Source organism: Halalkalibacter sp. HAAS-P013, from assembly GCF_056619925.1.
This window is the reverse complement of record NZ_JBWQTU010000012.1, coordinates 133,607-150,006: the sequence shown is the minus strand read 5'-3', so window position 1 is coordinate 150,006 and position 16,400 is coordinate 133,607. Positions and strand designations below refer to the sequence as shown.

At 40.1% G+C, this 16,400-nt stretch carries 14 protein-coding genes; 7 read left to right on the top strand and 7 right to left on the bottom strand.

Annotated features, from left to right (window positions below; genetic code table 11):
- Positions 1 to 33 precede the first annotated feature (33 nt).
- The 4 genes from AC1FXP_RS16545 to galT all read left to right on the top strand — a co-directional run bounded on the left by AC1FXP_RS16545 (position 34) and on the right by galT (position 5,102).
- Positions 34 to 1,248: an ROK family transcriptional regulator gene (locus AC1FXP_RS16545; RefSeq protein WP_480063116.1), complete on the top strand. Its 1,215-nt coding sequence runs from the start codon at positions 34 to 36 to the stop codon at positions 1,246 to 1,248.
- Positions 1,249 to 1,377: 129 nt separating this feature from the next.
- Complete coding sequence (locus tag AC1FXP_RS16540) at positions 1,378 to 2,562, top strand: galactokinase (protein ID WP_480063115.1); 1,185 nt, start codon at positions 1,378 to 1,380, stop codon at positions 2,560 to 2,562.
- Positions 2,563 to 3,570 (top strand): UDP-glucose 4-epimerase GalE, encoded by a 1,008-nt coding sequence (gene galE / locus AC1FXP_RS16535; protein ID WP_480063114.1) that lies wholly within the window; start codon positions 2,563 to 2,565, stop codon positions 3,568 to 3,570. It abuts the gene before it with no gap.
- Between the two features lie 17 nt (positions 3,571 to 3,587).
- On the top strand, positions 3,588 to 5,102 hold the full coding sequence (gene galT, locus AC1FXP_RS16530; RefSeq protein WP_480063113.1) for a UDP-glucose--hexose-1-phosphate uridylyltransferase: 1,515 nt from the start codon (positions 3,588 to 3,590) through the stop codon (positions 5,100 to 5,102).
- A gap of 358 nt (positions 5,103 to 5,460) precedes the next feature.
- Here galT and AC1FXP_RS16525 read toward each other — a convergent pair whose 3' ends face one another.
- The 3 genes from AC1FXP_RS16525 to AC1FXP_RS16515 are packed head-to-tail and all read right to left on the bottom strand — an operon-like array spanning position 5,461 to position 6,151.
- Positions 5,461 to 5,637, bottom strand: a complete 177-nt coding sequence (locus AC1FXP_RS16525; RefSeq protein WP_332629777.1) for a YvrJ family protein — start codon at positions 5,635 to 5,637, stop codon at positions 5,461 to 5,463.
- 60 nt (positions 5,638 to 5,697) lie between these two features.
- Entirely contained in the window at positions 5,698 to 5,913 is a 216-nt protein-coding gene (locus tag AC1FXP_RS16520; RefSeq protein ID WP_480063112.1) for a DUF2922 domain-containing protein, read from the bottom strand.
- A 34-nt stretch (positions 5,914 to 5,947) separates the two neighbouring features.
- Positions 5,948 to 6,151, bottom strand: a complete 204-nt coding sequence (locus AC1FXP_RS16515; RefSeq protein WP_250095696.1) for a DUF1659 domain-containing protein — start codon at positions 6,149 to 6,151, stop codon at positions 5,948 to 5,950.
- A gap of 354 nt (positions 6,152 to 6,505) precedes the next feature.
- Here AC1FXP_RS16515 and AC1FXP_RS16510 point away from each other — a divergent pair, with 354 nt between their 5' ends.
- Entirely contained in the window at positions 6,506 to 6,664 is a 159-nt protein-coding gene (locus AC1FXP_RS16510) for a YjcZ family sporulation protein (RefSeq protein ID WP_480063111.1), read from the top strand.
- Positions 6,665 to 6,884: 220 nt separating this feature from the next.
- On the opposite strand, the gene AC1FXP_RS16505 is transcribed toward AC1FXP_RS16510, so the two are convergent.
- Together AC1FXP_RS16505 and AC1FXP_RS16500 are read right to left on the bottom strand one after the other, a co-directional pair.
- A complete protein-coding gene (locus AC1FXP_RS16505) occupies positions 6,885 to 8,540 on the bottom strand; it encodes a S8 family peptidase (RefSeq protein WP_480063110.1) in 1,656 nt (551 codons plus the stop codon).
- 269 nt (positions 8,541 to 8,809) lie between these two features.
- The gene (locus AC1FXP_RS16500; protein ID WP_480063109.1) at positions 8,810 to 9,832 is read right to left on the bottom strand and encodes a C40 family peptidase; all 1,023 of its coding nucleotides are present in this window, start codon (positions 9,830 to 9,832) and stop codon (positions 8,810 to 8,812) included.
- Between the two features lie 293 nt (positions 9,833 to 10,125).
- Between AC1FXP_RS16500 and AC1FXP_RS16495 the strand changes: the two genes are divergently transcribed.
- Positions 10,126 to 10,977: a DUF6612 family protein gene (locus tag AC1FXP_RS16495; protein ID WP_480063108.1), complete on the top strand. Its 852-nt coding sequence runs from the start codon at positions 10,126 to 10,128 to the stop codon at positions 10,975 to 10,977.
- Between the two features lie 44 nt (positions 10,978 to 11,021).
- On the opposite strand, the gene AC1FXP_RS16490 is transcribed toward AC1FXP_RS16495, so the two are convergent.
- Both AC1FXP_RS16490 and AC1FXP_RS16485 read right to left on the bottom strand, forming a co-directional pair.
- The gene (locus AC1FXP_RS16490) at positions 11,022 to 11,954 is read right to left on the bottom strand and encodes a polysaccharide deacetylase family protein (protein ID WP_480063107.1); all 933 of its coding nucleotides are present in this window, start codon (positions 11,952 to 11,954) and stop codon (positions 11,022 to 11,024) included.
- A 462-nt stretch (positions 11,955 to 12,416) separates the two neighbouring features.
- Entirely contained in the window at positions 12,417 to 15,431 is a 3,015-nt protein-coding gene (locus AC1FXP_RS16485) for a CotH kinase family protein (RefSeq protein WP_480063106.1), read from the bottom strand.
- Positions 15,432 to 15,637: 206 nt separating this feature from the next.
- Between AC1FXP_RS16485 and AC1FXP_RS16480 the strand changes: the two genes are divergently transcribed.
- The gene (locus AC1FXP_RS16480) at positions 15,638 to 16,390 is read left to right on the top strand and encodes a VTC domain-containing protein (protein ID WP_480063105.1); all 753 of its coding nucleotides are present in this window, start codon (positions 15,638 to 15,640) and stop codon (positions 16,388 to 16,390) included.
- The last annotated feature ends 10 nt before the right edge of the window (positions 16,391 to 16,400 follow it).

Sequence of the window (16,400 nt, the reverse complement as noted above, 5' to 3'; positions counted from 1 at the left end):
TATAATAGAGGGTGAGAGAAGGAGGGACGATGGATGTCGAGGAATCAAATGACCGGTAGTTTTCAGTGGATGAAAACATTAAATAAGTCGACAATCTTAAATACAATTAGACTTCATAGCCCGATTTCTAGGGCTGAAATAGCAAAGAAAACGAAATTGACTCCACCGACGGTTACGAATATTGTTGCTGAATTAATCGAAGCCAATTTAGTAAGGGAAAGCAAGGTCGGCACGTCTCAGGGAGGTCGCAAACCAATCCTTTTAACGATTAATGACCAGCACTCATTTATTGTTGGAATTGATGTAGGTGGGCATATCGTTCGGGCCGTTGTGACGGATCTCAATGCAGCGATTCGAGCGAAGTGTGAGGTCGAACTTCCTAAGCAGTTAACGAATGATCTCTTGCTTGAGACGATCGTCACAGCCGTCGGTGCAGTCATTAAAAAGTCAAAGGTATCCAAAGAAAAAGTCGTTGGAATAGGCATTGGGATGCACGGGATTGTCGATCATATGAACGGGGTTGCTGTCTTTGCGCCCAATTTTCAATTGAGTGATATTCCAATAAAAGATACAGTTGAACAGCATTTTCAAATCCCGGCCTTTGTTGAAAACGATGTTCGTGCCTTAGCGTTAGGGGAAGCATGGTTTGGAAATGGCCAAGGGATCGACAATGTTATTTGTATTAACATTGGTGTCGGAATTGGGGCCGGGATCATTTTAAACAATGAGTTGTTCCATGGGCAAAATGGCATTGCTGGGGAATTTGGTCATATTATTGTCGATATTAACGGAAGTCGATGCTCCTGCGGAAGTTACGGATGTCTGCAAACGATTGCGGGTGGTGGTGTCCTCAGGGAGCGTGCCCTGCAGTCTGAAAGAAACGCGAAGCTGTTAGAAAAAGCGAATCACAATCCTGATGCAATTAATGGTGCGCTCATCTATCAATGTGCACAAGAGGGCGATGAGTTTTCAATCCAACTGTTAGCTGAAACTGGACGTTTCATCGGAGTTGGAGTAACGAATTTAATCAACTTAATTAACCCAACTCGAATTATCGTTGGAGGCGGTGTGTCAAAGGCCGGTGACTTTGTGTTAGGGCCGTTACGTGAGGTTGTTACGCAGAGAGCACTGACATCACAAGCGCGTGAGACGGAGATTATCGCATCAAAGTTAGGCGATAATGGAACGGTGATAGGTGCAGCAACGCTCGTGTTAAAGGATCTATTTAGCCCACAAGTTCCAAACTAATTAAGCGTTTGCAATATACTTTTGATAAAGGGGTTTTATTTTATTAAAAGTATGATACAATCTTTATTAATTAAATTAATTAATAAAGTTTGTCTTTAATAGAAAACCATTAAAATGAGGTGTGCACATATGTGGAATACGACGAGTCTTTTAGAAAAGTTAGATCAGCTGTTTCCTGAATCTGATAAAGAAAAGCGCTTATTCTTTGCTCCGGGACGTGTGAATTTAATCGGAGAACATACAGATTACAATGGTGGATATGTTTTTCCTGCGGCACTGACGATCGGAACAGAAATGGTCGTTCGTGAGCGCGAGGATGGAACATTCCACTTAGCGAGTACGAACTTCGAACAACGTGTCTCTTTTACGTTAGATGAATTAACGTACGAAGAAGATGATGACTGGGGCAACTACCCAAAAGGAATCATCAAAGAGCTCGTAAATGAAGGCGTTGTCTTAAAGGGTGCAGACATCCTGTACGAAGGAACAATTCCAAATGGCGCAGGGCTTTCTTCTTCAGCTTCAATCGGAATGGTGACAGCTTATGGGTTAGCTGAATTAGCCAAAGCTCCCCTTTCACGAGTCGATTTAGCGAAGCTTTGTCAGCGCATGGAAAACCATTTTATCGGCGTAAATAGCGGCATTATGGATCAATATGCTGTAGGCCTTTGCAAAGAAAAGCATGCGATTTATTTAAATACGATGACGATGCACGCAGAGGATGTTCCTTTAGAGCTTCATGGCCACAAAATCGTGATTACGAATACAAACAAGCGCCGAGGTTTGGCAGACTCAAAATATAATGAGCGCAGAGCGCAATGTGAGGAAGCATTACGCAGAATTCAAGCGAAAAAGCCTGACACACAAACATTAAGTGACCTAACAAGCAAAGACCTTCCAGAAATGGAAGCACTAATCCAAGATGACCTGCTTTACCGTCGTGCGAAGCATGTGGTAACAGAAAATAAGCGCACAAACGGTGCGAAAGAAGCATTGCAAAACGGCGACCTAGCTATTTTTGGTAAGCTCATGATCGGTTCCCATCTTTCGTTAAAAGAAGATTATGAGGTAACAGGAAAAGAGCTTGATGCTTTATTTGAAGCACAAAGAAAAGTAGAAGGCTGTGTTGGTACACGTATGACGGGAGCTGGCTTTGGCGGGTGTACCGTAAGTGTTGTGAAAGCAGAAGCAGTTGATACATTCAAAGAGCAAGTGACAAAAGAGTATGAAAAGGAAACAGGGTTAACACCAACCTTTTATATTTGCGAAGCTGGAAACGGTGTTCATGAACGTCAATTGGAGGTGCAAAAGTAAATGAGTGTCTTAATTACAGGTGGAGCTGGATACATTGGAAGCCATACGGTTCTCTATTTTTTAGATAAGGGTGAGGACGTTGTTGTATTAGATAGTTTAGAAAAAGGGCATAAACAAGCACTTTTAGATGGAGTTACTTTCTATCAAGGATCGATTCATGATGAGGCTCTTCTCGGTGACATTTTTGAAAAACACAATATTGAAGCCGTTGTTCATTTCGCAGCTTCATCCTTAGTTGGAGAAAGTGTTGAAAAGCCTCTAGATTACTATGAAAACAATGTCATTGGCTCTCACACGCTTGTGAAGCAAATGGTGAAGCATGAAGTAACGCATATTGTCTTCTCATCAACAGCTGCGACTTACGGTGAGCCAAAAAACATTCCAATTAAAGAAACGGACCCAACGATTCCAACGAATCCTTACGGTGAAACAAAGCTTGCGATGGAGAAAATGTTCCGCTGGTGTGACGCAGCATACGGATTAAAGTCGGTTTGCTTACGCTATTTTAATGCAGCAGGAGCGGATCCAGATGGCCGCATCGGGGAAGACCATACGCCTGAATCTCACTTGATTCCAATCGTTTTGCAAGTCGCATTAGGACAGCGTGAACAGGTACAAATTTTCGGTGAAGATTATGATACAAAAGATGGAAGCTGCATCCGCGACTATATCCACGTCATGGACTTAGCAGAAGCGCATTATTTAGCATTAGAAAAATTACGTCGTGACAACACCACATCGATTTACAACTTAGGAAATGGGAAAGGGTTTACTGTAAAAGAAGTGATCGAGACGTGCAGGCAAGTAACAGGTCACGAGATTTTAGCTGTTGTCTCAGAAAGAAGAGCGGGAGACCCAGCAACGCTGATTGCTTCAGCAGAACAAGCAAATCTTGAGCTAGGGTGGCAGCCACGTTATCCAGAGTTGAAGACGATCGTTGAGCACGCTTGGAAGTGGCATGTGGCTAACCCAACAGGCTACGATAAAGAGATCGCAGTAAATAAATGATAGAAAGGATGTCAGACATGGGTGTACACATTCATGAACAAATTGAACGACTCCTACATTACGGTTTACAAAAAGGTCTCATTACGAAGTGGGACCTCGATTATAGTCGAAATCAAATCTTTCAAGTATTAGGAATCGATGACGCAGAGCCGGTTCAAGTTGAAAAGGAAGAGTTAGAGACGCCGGTTGAGATCTTAAGTGAAATAGTAGATTGGGCGGCAGAACATGACATTCTTGAGGAAAATACCGTTACGTATCGTGATCTATTAGATACGAAAATCATGGGCTGTTTAACAGCACGTCCTTCAGAGGTTGTGAAAGATTTTTATGAGCGTTATGAAAATAGCCCAACAGATGCAACGAAGGCTTTTTATCAATTTTCAAAAGATGTCCATTACATCCGAACAGACCGGATTGCGAAAAATGAGCATTGGTATGCGCCAACCGAATACGGCGATATGGAAATCACGATTAATCTATCTAAGCCAGAAAAGGATCCGAAGGCGATTGCAGCCGCAAAGCAGCTTGCATCGACCTCATATCCGGAATGCTTGCTATGTAAAGAGAACGTCGGCTTTGCCGGAAGAGTGAACCACCCTGCCCGACAAAATTTACGAATCATTCCGCTAACGTTAACAGAGGAGCAATGGTACCTTCAGTTCTCGCCTTATGTTTATTACAACGAGCATGCAATTGTCTTTTTAGGCGAGCATGAGCCGATGAAAATCTCTCGGAAAACGTTTGCGAGGTTGCTTGAATTTGTCGAACAGTTCCCACATTATTTTCTCGGATCAAATGCAGATCTGCCCATTGTCGGAGGATCGATTTTAAGTCATGATCATTTCCAAGGTGGAAGCCATGACTTCCCGATGGCTCAGGCGCCGATTGAACATTCGTTTTCGCTTGAAAAATTCCCGGACGTTCAAGCAGGAATTGTGAAATGGCCGATGTCTGTTGTTCGGCTTCAAGGAGAGTCGCGTGACTCACTCGTTGAGGCTGCGGATTATGTCCTCGCTCAGTGGAAACAGTATGAAGACCGCGATGTGGATATTCATGCGTTTACAGGTGATACACCTCATAACACGATTACGCCAATTGCGCGCAGACGTGGGGAATTGTTTGAGATCGATTTGGTGTTGCGTAACAACCGCACAACTAAGGAGCATCCAGATGGTCTTTTCCATCCGCATGCTGAAGTACATCATATTAAAAAAGAAAACATTGGCTTAATTGAAGTAATGGGTCTTGCCGTGCTCCCGGGACGTTTGAAAGAAGAGTTAGAGGAGCTTGCGGACGTGTTGCCAACCGATGATGCGGAGGCGGTCATTTCTCGTAGAGAGAGCATTGTGAAGCATCTTGAGTGGGCTTTGAAAATGAAGGCGGCTCATCCAGAGTTGTCAGAAGAGAATGTGACATCGATTTTACAGGATGAAGTAGGAAACGTATTTGCAACGATCTTGGAGCATGCGGGTGTGTTCAAACGGAATGATAAGGGAACAGCTGCATTCCTACGTTTCATCGAATCATTATGATTGAACAAGTTAATGAGCTAACGGTGGGGTGTTAGTTCATTAACTTTTTTTTAGAGAAAACGAGGGCACTGAAAAAGTCTTTTTAGCCGATTCGAGGATAACTACCTTTATAGCAACAATCTTTACGAAAAGCAGCCTTAGCCAAAGAGGATGAAGACTCAATGCCATGACACGGAGTAAGGAAAAGAGCTTCATGGAGTTGATGAAAGCCTAATCGGCCAAAATAGAGCAAGGAAAAGGCCTTCATCGAGGTGATGAAGACCCAAACCCTCAAAACAGAGCAAAGAAAAGTTCTTCATTGAGGGGATTATATAACTAGTGTTCAGTTGACTGCGGTTTGAGGCAGCTTTGTCTCCTGCTACTCTATCATCTTTTTCTGCTCCACACCCCGATAAGTCTGTTGGTACAAGTTTTCTGGCAGTTTTAAAATTGATTGGTTGACGAGGTCGAGCTTGTTCTCTATCCGGTGAAGAAGGTAGAGAGTCACAATGACCGGAAAGCCAAACTCACTTAAAACTGGCAGCCATGCATCCATGTGAATGTCCTCCTTTCGAAAAAAAGAGGGAGGATACAATTTCCTCCCTCTCCTTACTCTTTAAATTTCAATATCTTCAACAGTACGATCAACAATTCTCGCGGATTTCTTAGCGACAATGTCTCCACCAGAGGATAGAAACGCATTTTGCGCGACAATCGTATCCATCGCTGAACTAACGGCAGCGGCATTCGGTGGGTAGACTGGGTTGTCTAGAGAAAGAGTGACATTGCCACCCATTTCGTTTTCAAATACTAACTCAAGTCGTTTGCTCAAAGTATTTCCTCCTTTCTAGTCATTTTTCAAACCATTACATCAAGCTGTGAATGTTCGTACGGTCAACAGAGACTAGGTCCCACTCTTGAAGAGGAGCTAATACAGTTGCAACCGATGTAAGCTGCTGATCGGTAGCTGTTGGTTTGACGTTGTTGAAGCTCTTCGTTCTTCGAATTGGGTTACCCTCGTTGTCTTGACCGTTTTCCAAACTTAGGATTAAGCGAGAATCGACTAGCATCGTATCACCTCCTCTCACTTTGTATATATAAGAGGGAGTGGGAAAACGTTTAGAGGCAGGGAAGAAATTTTTTGAAAAATGAGCAGGTAGAGGGTTTAACTGTAACTAAATGATAAGTTTAATAAAGCGAACCCAGTTAAAATACAAGCTAGCATTAAAAAAACCAACTACTCATGCTTCACCCCTCCTTTCTTACTCATATATGTACAAGTAAGGAGGGAGTGCTTGTCTGTACCTAGATTATGTTTTGTGAAAAATTCTTCTACCCCATTTTTTCTAACTTGTGACCATCACCTAAACGGATTTTTTATTTGGACATACAATGTAGCATAACTGGTGGAAGGAGGGGAAAAGATGAGCTACTATGGATACGGATATGGCTGCTGCGATTATGGTCCACAGGTGGCAGGTGTGTACCATCGACCTGGAACAGGGTTTGCGTTAATCGTAGTTCTGTTCATTTTATTAATCATTGTTGGAGCTGCTTTTGTAGACGATAAAAAACGTTGCTAATAGAAGCTCTAATGAGAAAGCGCCTTGATTAGGCGCTTTTTTATTGGAAGGAACTGATCCGTCGTCTCGAGCCCAATTTTCTCAAGGCCACTGAAAAAGGTGTGGTTTTTACCTTTTTCAATGGCCTCATTTTCTCATATCCTGAGACCTCATAGGAGTCGAGAGTGGTTTATGTAGAAATAAAAAATGCTGGAGACGTTATACCGCCTCTAGCATTTTTTTATACCCTTAAATCCTCGTTCAGTAATCTTGCCATAATAACCGCAAATTGAATCCGAGAAATCGGTTGATTAGGTCGAAACGTTCCATCAGGATATCCACCGACAATACCAAGCTCAACTAGGATAGGGAGAGCTTCTGCTCCTGTTGTTGTTTCACTCACATCAGAGAACGTCTTCTCATAGTCTCCTTCTCCTTCTAAATTGTAGGCTTTTCCAATAATCTTGACCATTTGTCCACGTGTCATAAAGTTATTAGGTCCAAATGTTCCATCTGAGTAGCCAGATAAAACGCCTCTATTTGTAGCTTCTAGCACATAACCTGAGGCAAAGTAGTCTTGTCTAACATCTGGAAATCCCGTACTTCTTTGTGTACCATCCCAATTACTGGAACGCCCAATCATTGCAACGGCTTGACCACGTCTCACCTTATCTTGAGGTTTGAAGTATTGGTTGTTGTTATACCCTGTAATAATGTTTCTTTCAAATAAGTAGCTAATATGTTCAGCTGCCCATGAATTCATACTTACATCTTTGAAAAAATGCAAAGTAGGATCAGTAGAACCTTTCTTAATAGGGGGCTGGACTAGTCCGAAGCCAAATAATTCGTCACGCCCTCGTACTCCTAAATCGAGAGCATTGTTCCTGACGAGCCTGCGAATTTCAATATTAGAAGCGTTAGGATATGCTTCTTTATAAAGGGCAATGACACCAGCAACAAATGGAGAAGACATGGAAGTTCCATCCATATGTGCAAAACCATTATTTAAAAATGTGCTGTAAATATCAACACCAGGTGCCGTTAATTCAATGGCTGCGCCTGTGGCAGAAAACTTAGCTATCTTGTTATTTTTATCAAGAGCAGAAACAGCGATCACACTTCCGTATCGTGCAGGGTACTGTACAGGCATAGGCTTATCAAAGTTGCTATGCTTGTTACCGGCTGCAGCGACAATGATTACACCGCGTTCATGGGCTTCGTCTACTGCAGACCTTAATGCTGTATGTGATTCATCGGTACCTAAGCTTAAGTTAATAATATCCATTCCATTATTAACAGCCCACTCAATCCCTCGAATTGTATCATTCAGTCGTCCCATACCGTTTCGATCCAATGTTTTGACAGCATATAATTGAACTCCTTGAGAAACACCAGGAGCCTTACTTGCAGTGGAAGCAATAATTCCAGCTGCGTGAGTGCCATGTCCAAAATCATCATTGTAAGAGTTTGTATAATTAACCATGGATACCCCACCTGCTACTTTAAGAGCAGAGTGATTCGTTGCAATGCCGCTATCAATGACAGCGATTTTGACTCCTTTTCCAGAATAACCAGACTCCCATGACTGAGGAATATTTAAATGTTCAATTCCCCAATTTTTTGAGGTGGAAGAAGTTGATGTTAGCTGGATGTTTGGTTCAACAGTATGAATACTAGAATGTAAGATTAGTTGTTCAAGCTGGTCACTACTAGTTTGCACAACCACACCTGGAAATAAGTCAAAACGCTCAATAATCTCAATATGTGCATTCTCTAAAACTGCTTCATCTATGTGATCGTTAAATGTAATAATGTATTCTTCCACTTCTTTTGCATGATCAAGTCCTAGTAAAAAAACTAGACTTAACATTATAAGTATAAATGGTTTTGCCTTCATGAACAGCCTCCCCGTATTCGTTTGTAACGATGACTCTTACTATCATACCTAAAATTTCAAAAAATTTGAAGAGAGTATCGTTGGAAATAAAAAAGGGGATATCCCAAAAGGTCTGCTTTTGACCTTTTGGGATATCCCCGAAGCAATGAGCGTAGTCGCTACATCTTTTAAAAGCCTTGAGAGGAGTGGGGTTCTCCTCTCAAGGCGCGTAGCGAACGGAGCCATTGCCCCTCTGTTGCGGACCTTTGAGACATCCACTTTAAAATATATTATTCATATAATGCACGGTGTAAGAAAACGGCAAGCTGTGCTCTGGTTGTTGAATTATTTGGTCTAAATGTGTTGTCATTATGTCCAGTTGTAATTCCACTTGCTGCCAATCTTTGGATAGCATCAAACGCATTTGATGATGAAGGAACGTCTGCAAATCCAGCAGCTGTTACAGCTTCAGGTAAATCAAAAGCTCGGTCAAACACAATCGCTATATGTGCTCTAGTAAATGGATCATTCGGACGGAAGTTGCCATTTGAATCACCTTTGAATAATCCCGCATCTACTACTGCTTGAATTTCATCATAGCCACTTGTATTAGAATGAACGTCATTAAAGTCACCAGAGTAATTCGTTGGTTTTAAGTCTAATGCTCTTGCTAATAATCGAGCAACTTGAGAGCGAGTAATTTCATTGTTTGGCTTAAAAGTAAAGTCACTATAACCATTAATGATTCCGGATTCTCCAAGTCTTTTAATCATGTCATGTGCCCAAAAAGAGTTATCGACATCATGATATTGACCAGCTGGCAATGAAACAGGCTTTGCTTCTTGCACAGTTGGTTGTTTTTCTTCAATCACTCGTTTAGCCCCTAAATAACGAGGGCCCCAGTAATGAGGATCATTAATGGAAGACGTACTCACTCCATTGGAAGAGGATGCATGTACAAATTGATTGTTACCTATGTATACACCAGAGTGTGAGGCTCCCGGTTGATAAGTTTCAAAGAAAACGAGATCACCAGGTCTTAGGTTCGATTTAGAAACGTTTTGCCCAACACGATATTGTTCTGCAGTTGTACGTGGAAGCGAAATTCCAACTTGATCATAAACGTAACGCATAAATCCAGAACAATCAAAACCACTTGGTGTTGTTCCTCCCCATCTGTAAGGAACTCCTATTTGTGCTTTGGCAGTTGCAACGACTTTGTCTGCTGTTGACGACGCACTTACCTGATTACTAGGATACAATGTAACTAGTAAAATGACGGCAAGAAGAGTCATCATTATTCTACTAAACAAGAAAATCACTCCTAAATTTCTACAATATGTATGTTTTATATCATTTATTACGGGTATGTACTCTGTTAGTCTATCATAAGAAAGAAGTGTCGAATATTACAGTTTCGTAACAGAATAATGTCAAACAATGAAAAGAAAATTGTAATAATTGGTAGTTTTATGATGCAATTACTTTGAATTCATTCTTAGATGAAATATCGCTTGTTTTCGGCTAACCCATTTATGTACAATAGGAGGAGTGATTAATTGGCGTAAATTGTAGTTATTTGTTGTCATAAATAGGAGAGATAGTTATGAAAAGAAAGATATCAGCAGGGATCATACTTATGGTCATAATCATCTTAACAGGTTGTCGTGAATCAATTTCAACGGAAGAAGTCTATGATGAAGGCTTGGCCCAATTAGAACAATTAGAAACCGTGTCATTATCAAGGACGCAAAGCTTACGAGCTCAACAGCAGACATTTCGCAGTACGATGGAGGCAGATGTACAATTTGAGCCGTTAGAAATGTATGGAACGATTGAAATGTCCTTACTCGATTTGCGGGAACCTCTGCAATTTCAAATGTATTTAAATGATGATGAATGGCTTACTTTGCCAGACCATCAAGGAGCTACATGGGAAACAAATGATCGTGAACAATTTGATGACGTAGTTTTTGAAAATATATCTTCGTTATTATCAATTTATAAGCCATATCGCCATGAATTTCTAATGAAAGAAGTGGATGTAGTATTTGCAGAAGATGTGACAGAAGTGGAAGTTATTGATGAGGCTGAGGAAGTAGACCTCGAACTGGAAGAAAATGAAAACAAGCAAATCGTTGCAGCTTATGAAGTATCGTTTCGAGGTTCTGATGAAAAGTATAAGCCTCTTGTTCGCAGTCACCTTGAACAAATGAATTTAAGCGAATTACAAGGAGTAGATTTAGATTTTGTTATGGAATCAGTTGAAATTGAGCGGATTGATATGATTGTGCAAGTAGATCAAGAAACGTTTGATATCCTAAGGTTCCAAACCAGGTTTCGATATTTAGTAGAAGTTCTTGATGAATTTCATGTCATTGATGAGTCGGTAATTATTAATTTACGAGATCATAATGAGCCAATTGACTTTGATCAGTTGCGAGAACAAGCTATATAAATAAAAGCAGAGCGTGCTCGCACGCTCTGCTTTTTTGAATGCCTTTATATCCCTTCATCAAAAACAGAAGGCTTAAACGTCTCGATTCGTTCAATTAATTCTATACCTGACACGTTATCATTAACATTAAGGCGGTTAATTCGCAGAGGATTGTCAGTTATATGGCTTGTTCGTCTCCCTGTTAGTAATACCAATTCAAATCCGACATCTTGAACAATTTGTTCGGTTGTATCGTTAAAGGCTCCAAAAGGATAAGCGAAGGAGAAGACCTTTGTTCCAATTTCTGTTTCAATGACATCAATTGATTTTTGTAAATCATCAAAAATCCGAGTATAGTATTGCTCGTCTATTTCCTCTTGATCATCCCGTTCCTCACGAAGAAGCATGGCTTCAAGGCCCTTTTTTTCTCGATGATGCAAATCAAACGTATGGCTTTGAATATCAATCAACCCGGACTGGACCATCTCACGAGCATGGTCCCATGTAAAGTGGGGGATGTTCAATCGTTCTTTCCCCATTTTGCTAGCGATAACGTAGATCGTTGCATTCATATTTAACTCTTTTAAAATCGGAAAAGCAAATTCATAGTTACTTAGATAGCCGTCATCGATTGTGATCCAAACGGGCTTATCTGGTAGACCATCATGTTTCTTTTGATAAAACTGTAGAGCTTGTTCGGTCGTAATAGTTTCATAGCCCGCTTCTTTTAATGCGAGTAATTGACTCTTAAACATTTCTGGAGTTACGGTCATGGATGGGTAATTCGTGATTTCTTCTTCAAAATGATGATACATGAGTACAGGAAGAAACTCTGATTTCGCGTATAGGTTAAGCTTATTTGATGTGTTTTCTAGGACATATGACTCGTTATTCTCTAGAACAAGTTCTGGATTATAGGTTTCTTCGGACTGGAAAATGCTATATAAACATGTACCAATGGTTATTAAAATAATGGACGTGGCAAATAGGCTTCTCAATGAAATGCTCCTCACATAAAAGTTAGTAAGTAGTAGTCGAAAACTCCTATATTAGATTATCATTTTATTACGAGAATGCCTATGAGGCTTTAAGTGGAAAATAGAAATATAAGTGAAAAGCGAAGCCACTGAAAAAAGGTACCATTCAATTTTTTTAGTGGCAATGACTCCGCACGCTAAAAAAGCCTGATATGAGAAGATCGCTAGTATAGATGAAGACCGAAGTTTTTTAAGATAGTTTGAGAAAAGGTCTTCATAGTGCCGATGAAGACAGAAGGAAGAGGGGAGAGGTCGAGAAAATGAGCTTCATAGCTATAATGAAGACCAATTTTAATGTAAATCAGTTGCAAAAAGTCTCTCATAACTCAAATTACAACTTTAACTTGTATCTCTACAATAAAATGTAAAAATGCACACGAGAGTTTCACATAAAATACCTCGTGTGCATACGTTGTTATTCACTTACTTCAAAACTTGAATCCCATCAATATGAATTCTTTCATTCGTAGCTTCAGATCGGCTCTCACCTTTCACAACAATCGTAACTGTATGCTCACCATGTTCTAATCCGGTCAACTCAAATAACTCATTTTGGAAGACTGCATTAGGTTGATAAGTGTCGACTTCAGCAATTAGCTCATCGTTTACATAAACATCAGCTAACCCTTGAGTACTTGCGCTGTATCCATACCAAATAAATCCTGTTCCTTCAAAGGTGAAAGAGACTTCACTAGCTTTTTCGTTTGAGAAGATAGCTAGTTGATCTCTATGTTCAGCAATTCTGCTTTGTTGCCATGTTCCAGAGTAATGGAAGATCGGACTATTTGCATTGTAAAAATCAGCGGTTCCGGCGATATTGTTTGTAGAAACATTTAGAATGTGAATGACATTGCCTTCACGGGTGTGGCCTGTAACAACACTTGAACCAAAATCATTAATTTGGAGAACATTGTTTTCATCGATAGAAGCAACATCTGCGTCACTTGTTTCCCAGCGTACAACGTTAGTATTGATTAACTCAACTGTACTACCTAGTTCTACCGTTTCGTTGTTTTGCTTAATATGAGAGACATCGATGGTTAACTCAAGAACAACTTCATTAGCTGTCGAGAAAGTAATCGTAGAAAATCCCTCTTCTTGTAAAAGTAATGTACCGTTTTCTCCTACTTCCACGACTGTTTCATCACTAGAATCAATTTGGATTTGCTCCAATTCCGGGAACGATACATCAATTGGTGTGTCTGTAAAATACGTTCCACTCCATCCAGCAGGTAAATCACTTGCATCTCGTCCAGCAATTTTCCAATTTAGCTCAGGATCAACGGTATCTATTGTCATTTCACCTATTCCACTTAAGTTAAAATAGCTCAAAAGATGAGCTTGAACGAAATCTGGTCTCCCTTCGGCAAAGCGGCGCATTGTATCGACTTCATCATTCCATTTTTCAACATCGACAGGTGCACCCCAACGATCTATATGACTTGGCATCTCAGGCTCAATAACCGCAGCCATGTTATCAATCGTTTGAATGACATGATCTGATTCGAAATTCGTATTTAAATAATGAGCAAAGCGTGAGATGAATGTCTCACGGAATGAATCATTTTCAAGAAGTGTTCGTAATAAGAACGTCGAGTAATCTGGATTTGGCCAGCTTGTCCCACCTGGTTCTGTAGCAAACGCGAGCGTATGATGAGCAACGGTCCCAATAGCTCCAGGTAAGTCAAAGGCGAAATCAAGATCATAGACAGACCAGCGCCACTTCCCATCAGGCCGCTCACGCCAATAACGGTTGTTATTTCCCGGCCAATCTGTGTTTCTGACAAAAATTTGTGCAATTTGATAATCAATAAAATTGTTTACATCAATTTGGTTTGCAACATGTTCATAGACGTCAGGTTGTGATAGATCATTTTCTCTCATATAGGCAAGGAGAGCAACATAATCATCATTTGTTCCCTCTATAATCGTTGCATCTCTTTCAAGAAAATCAAGATTTTGAGGGTCGACACCATGTTTGATTTCGTAATAATGGCTATCATACCGCTCTCTCAAGTTATAAATACCCCAATACTCGCCATTTACATATAGCGTAGTAGGGCGGTATAACTGTGTTTCTAAGTCGAAATCTTTTATTAGTTCTTGAAGCATGGCATCACGGAACAATGTGTTATTCCAATCGTTTCCGGAATTTCTTAAAAGTAACCGGTTATACTCACTTCGCGTGTCATCTTCAAAGAATGGGTAACGGAATCTATTTTCACCGTAATCACTCCTAGCATAAAGACGGAATGACTTTCGATCAACGGTCCTTGATGCACCTCCATGCATTCGGATACCTGCACCTTGTGATAAGACTCGCTCTCCGTCTTTTTCGAAAAACTCGAGGTTAATTGGGCGTTCCCATTCTACTCCGCTTTGCGCAAAGTTTCCAGTGTGATGTGGGTTCGGTGCATCTGGGTTGTAGTAAATACCTGGTACATAGATACCAATTTCTCGGTCAAATAGGTTGGCTGGATCAGTAGAAATAGAAACAATTGGTAATGTTGTGTCAACACCAATTAAGTATGTGTGAGTAACCTCATCACTTTCCTCTATCCCTTCCGCGAAAAACTTAGCACGAATAACCGTATTCTTTGCAATTTCAATAGGATCACTATAAGCAGTTGCTGTTTCATCTGGAGCTGAACCATCCGTTGTATAACGAATGACACCTTCAGCATCTCCTTCAGTAGATATGCTTACCGCAATCTCAGAATCGAACAATCCACCTGTTTCAGAAAAGACTAAGTGATGTTCAGGCCGTGCAAAGTCTTTATCTTTGATTAAGTCATATGCCCCGGAAAGTAAGATCCAATCTGTAATGGGATTTCCTTCTAAATAAAGACGCTCACGTAAAGTGGGTAACGTTGTTAACACTTCAACGGATCTAATATCGTTATATCTTGCATTTAAGTCGTTAAGCTCTGTCAATTTACTAAGAGGAGTTAAATCATCAATTTTGTTTTCACGAATGTTTAGTGAAAGTAAATTTGTTAAATCTCCAATTGGTTCCAAGCTCTCAACTTTATTCCCACGTACATTTAAGGAAGTTAATGCTCTTAATTGAGCTAATGGCTCAAGCGTAGTAATGTTATTATCTCGAACGTCCAAGCTTTCTAGTCGAATCATCCGTTGCAATGGTTGCAAATCAATAATTTTATTGCCAGATATGTCTAAACTTACTAAGCTCTCAAAGGCTTGTATCCCTTCAATGGAGGTGATGCCACTATTTGCTAGGGAGAGCTTTTCTACTCGATTGAGCATATCTTTGCGGATAGCTTCTTCTTCTAATTGTAATTCTGTCCGAATGGCTTCTTCAAAAGCAGGATCTTCAAATACCAATTTTTGATCATCGGCAATTTGAAATCCTAAGCCCCATATTAGGGCAATAATAGGGATAAGCCATAGTAAATTCTTAAACAATTGCTTCTTCAATTTATGAGTCCTCCTGTATGAAACCTGAATATGATCATGAATTCAAAACGATTTTCCCATTAGTAAAACTCTTAGAATTTGTAATGACAGTTGAATTCAACCAGTGTTATACTACTAATTATGTTAACGTTCTGTAAAAATCAATAGTCTTATTATAAAGACTTTGTAAAGCTTAAGTCCAATATAATTTAAGGTGGTGATTGGTCTTGGCACTTGAGATATTTAGTCGTTTTGAAGTGAAATATTTAATCCCATATAATATTTACGAAAAATTAGTCCCTTATTTATTAGAAAGAATGCGATATGACAAATTTGGTACAAATGGTTATTATAACATTGTTAGCTTATATTTTGATTCCCCTGATAAAAAGATTTATTATGAAACAAGAAATAAACTTAGGTTCAGACAAAAGCTTCGACTTCGTGTTTATGAAGATGCAACGATTGAGGGGCCCGCATTTTTAGAAGTGAAGCAAAAGTATAACAATGTTGTTAATAAGCGTCGTACGAAAATTAAATTAAGTGACGCTTACCATTACTTACAAAGTGGCACAACTGATTTTATGGAAGGCTACGACCTTTCAAACCCGCAAATCCTAAAAGAGGTTCATTCGTTCAAGAGCTTATATGACTTAGATCCTCGAATCATTGTCAGCTATGATCGCCAGGCGTTCCATGGTCTATATGAAGACGACTTGCGTGTGACGTTCGATTTTAATTTAATGTGCCGTGATGATAACTTGCGGGTAGAAGATGGACCACAAGGGAAGCACTTTGTTGATCCGAATTTAGTTATTATGGAAGTGAAGGTTACGCATAGTGTCCCGCTTTGGTTAACGCGTCTACTTAGCGAATTTGAATGTAAAAAGCAAAGTGTCTCGAAATTTTGTACAAGTATCGATTTAATGGAAGAAGCTCGTAGGGACGCTGTAACATTGAGGGAAAAAGTCATTATTTAGCTTGAGGAGA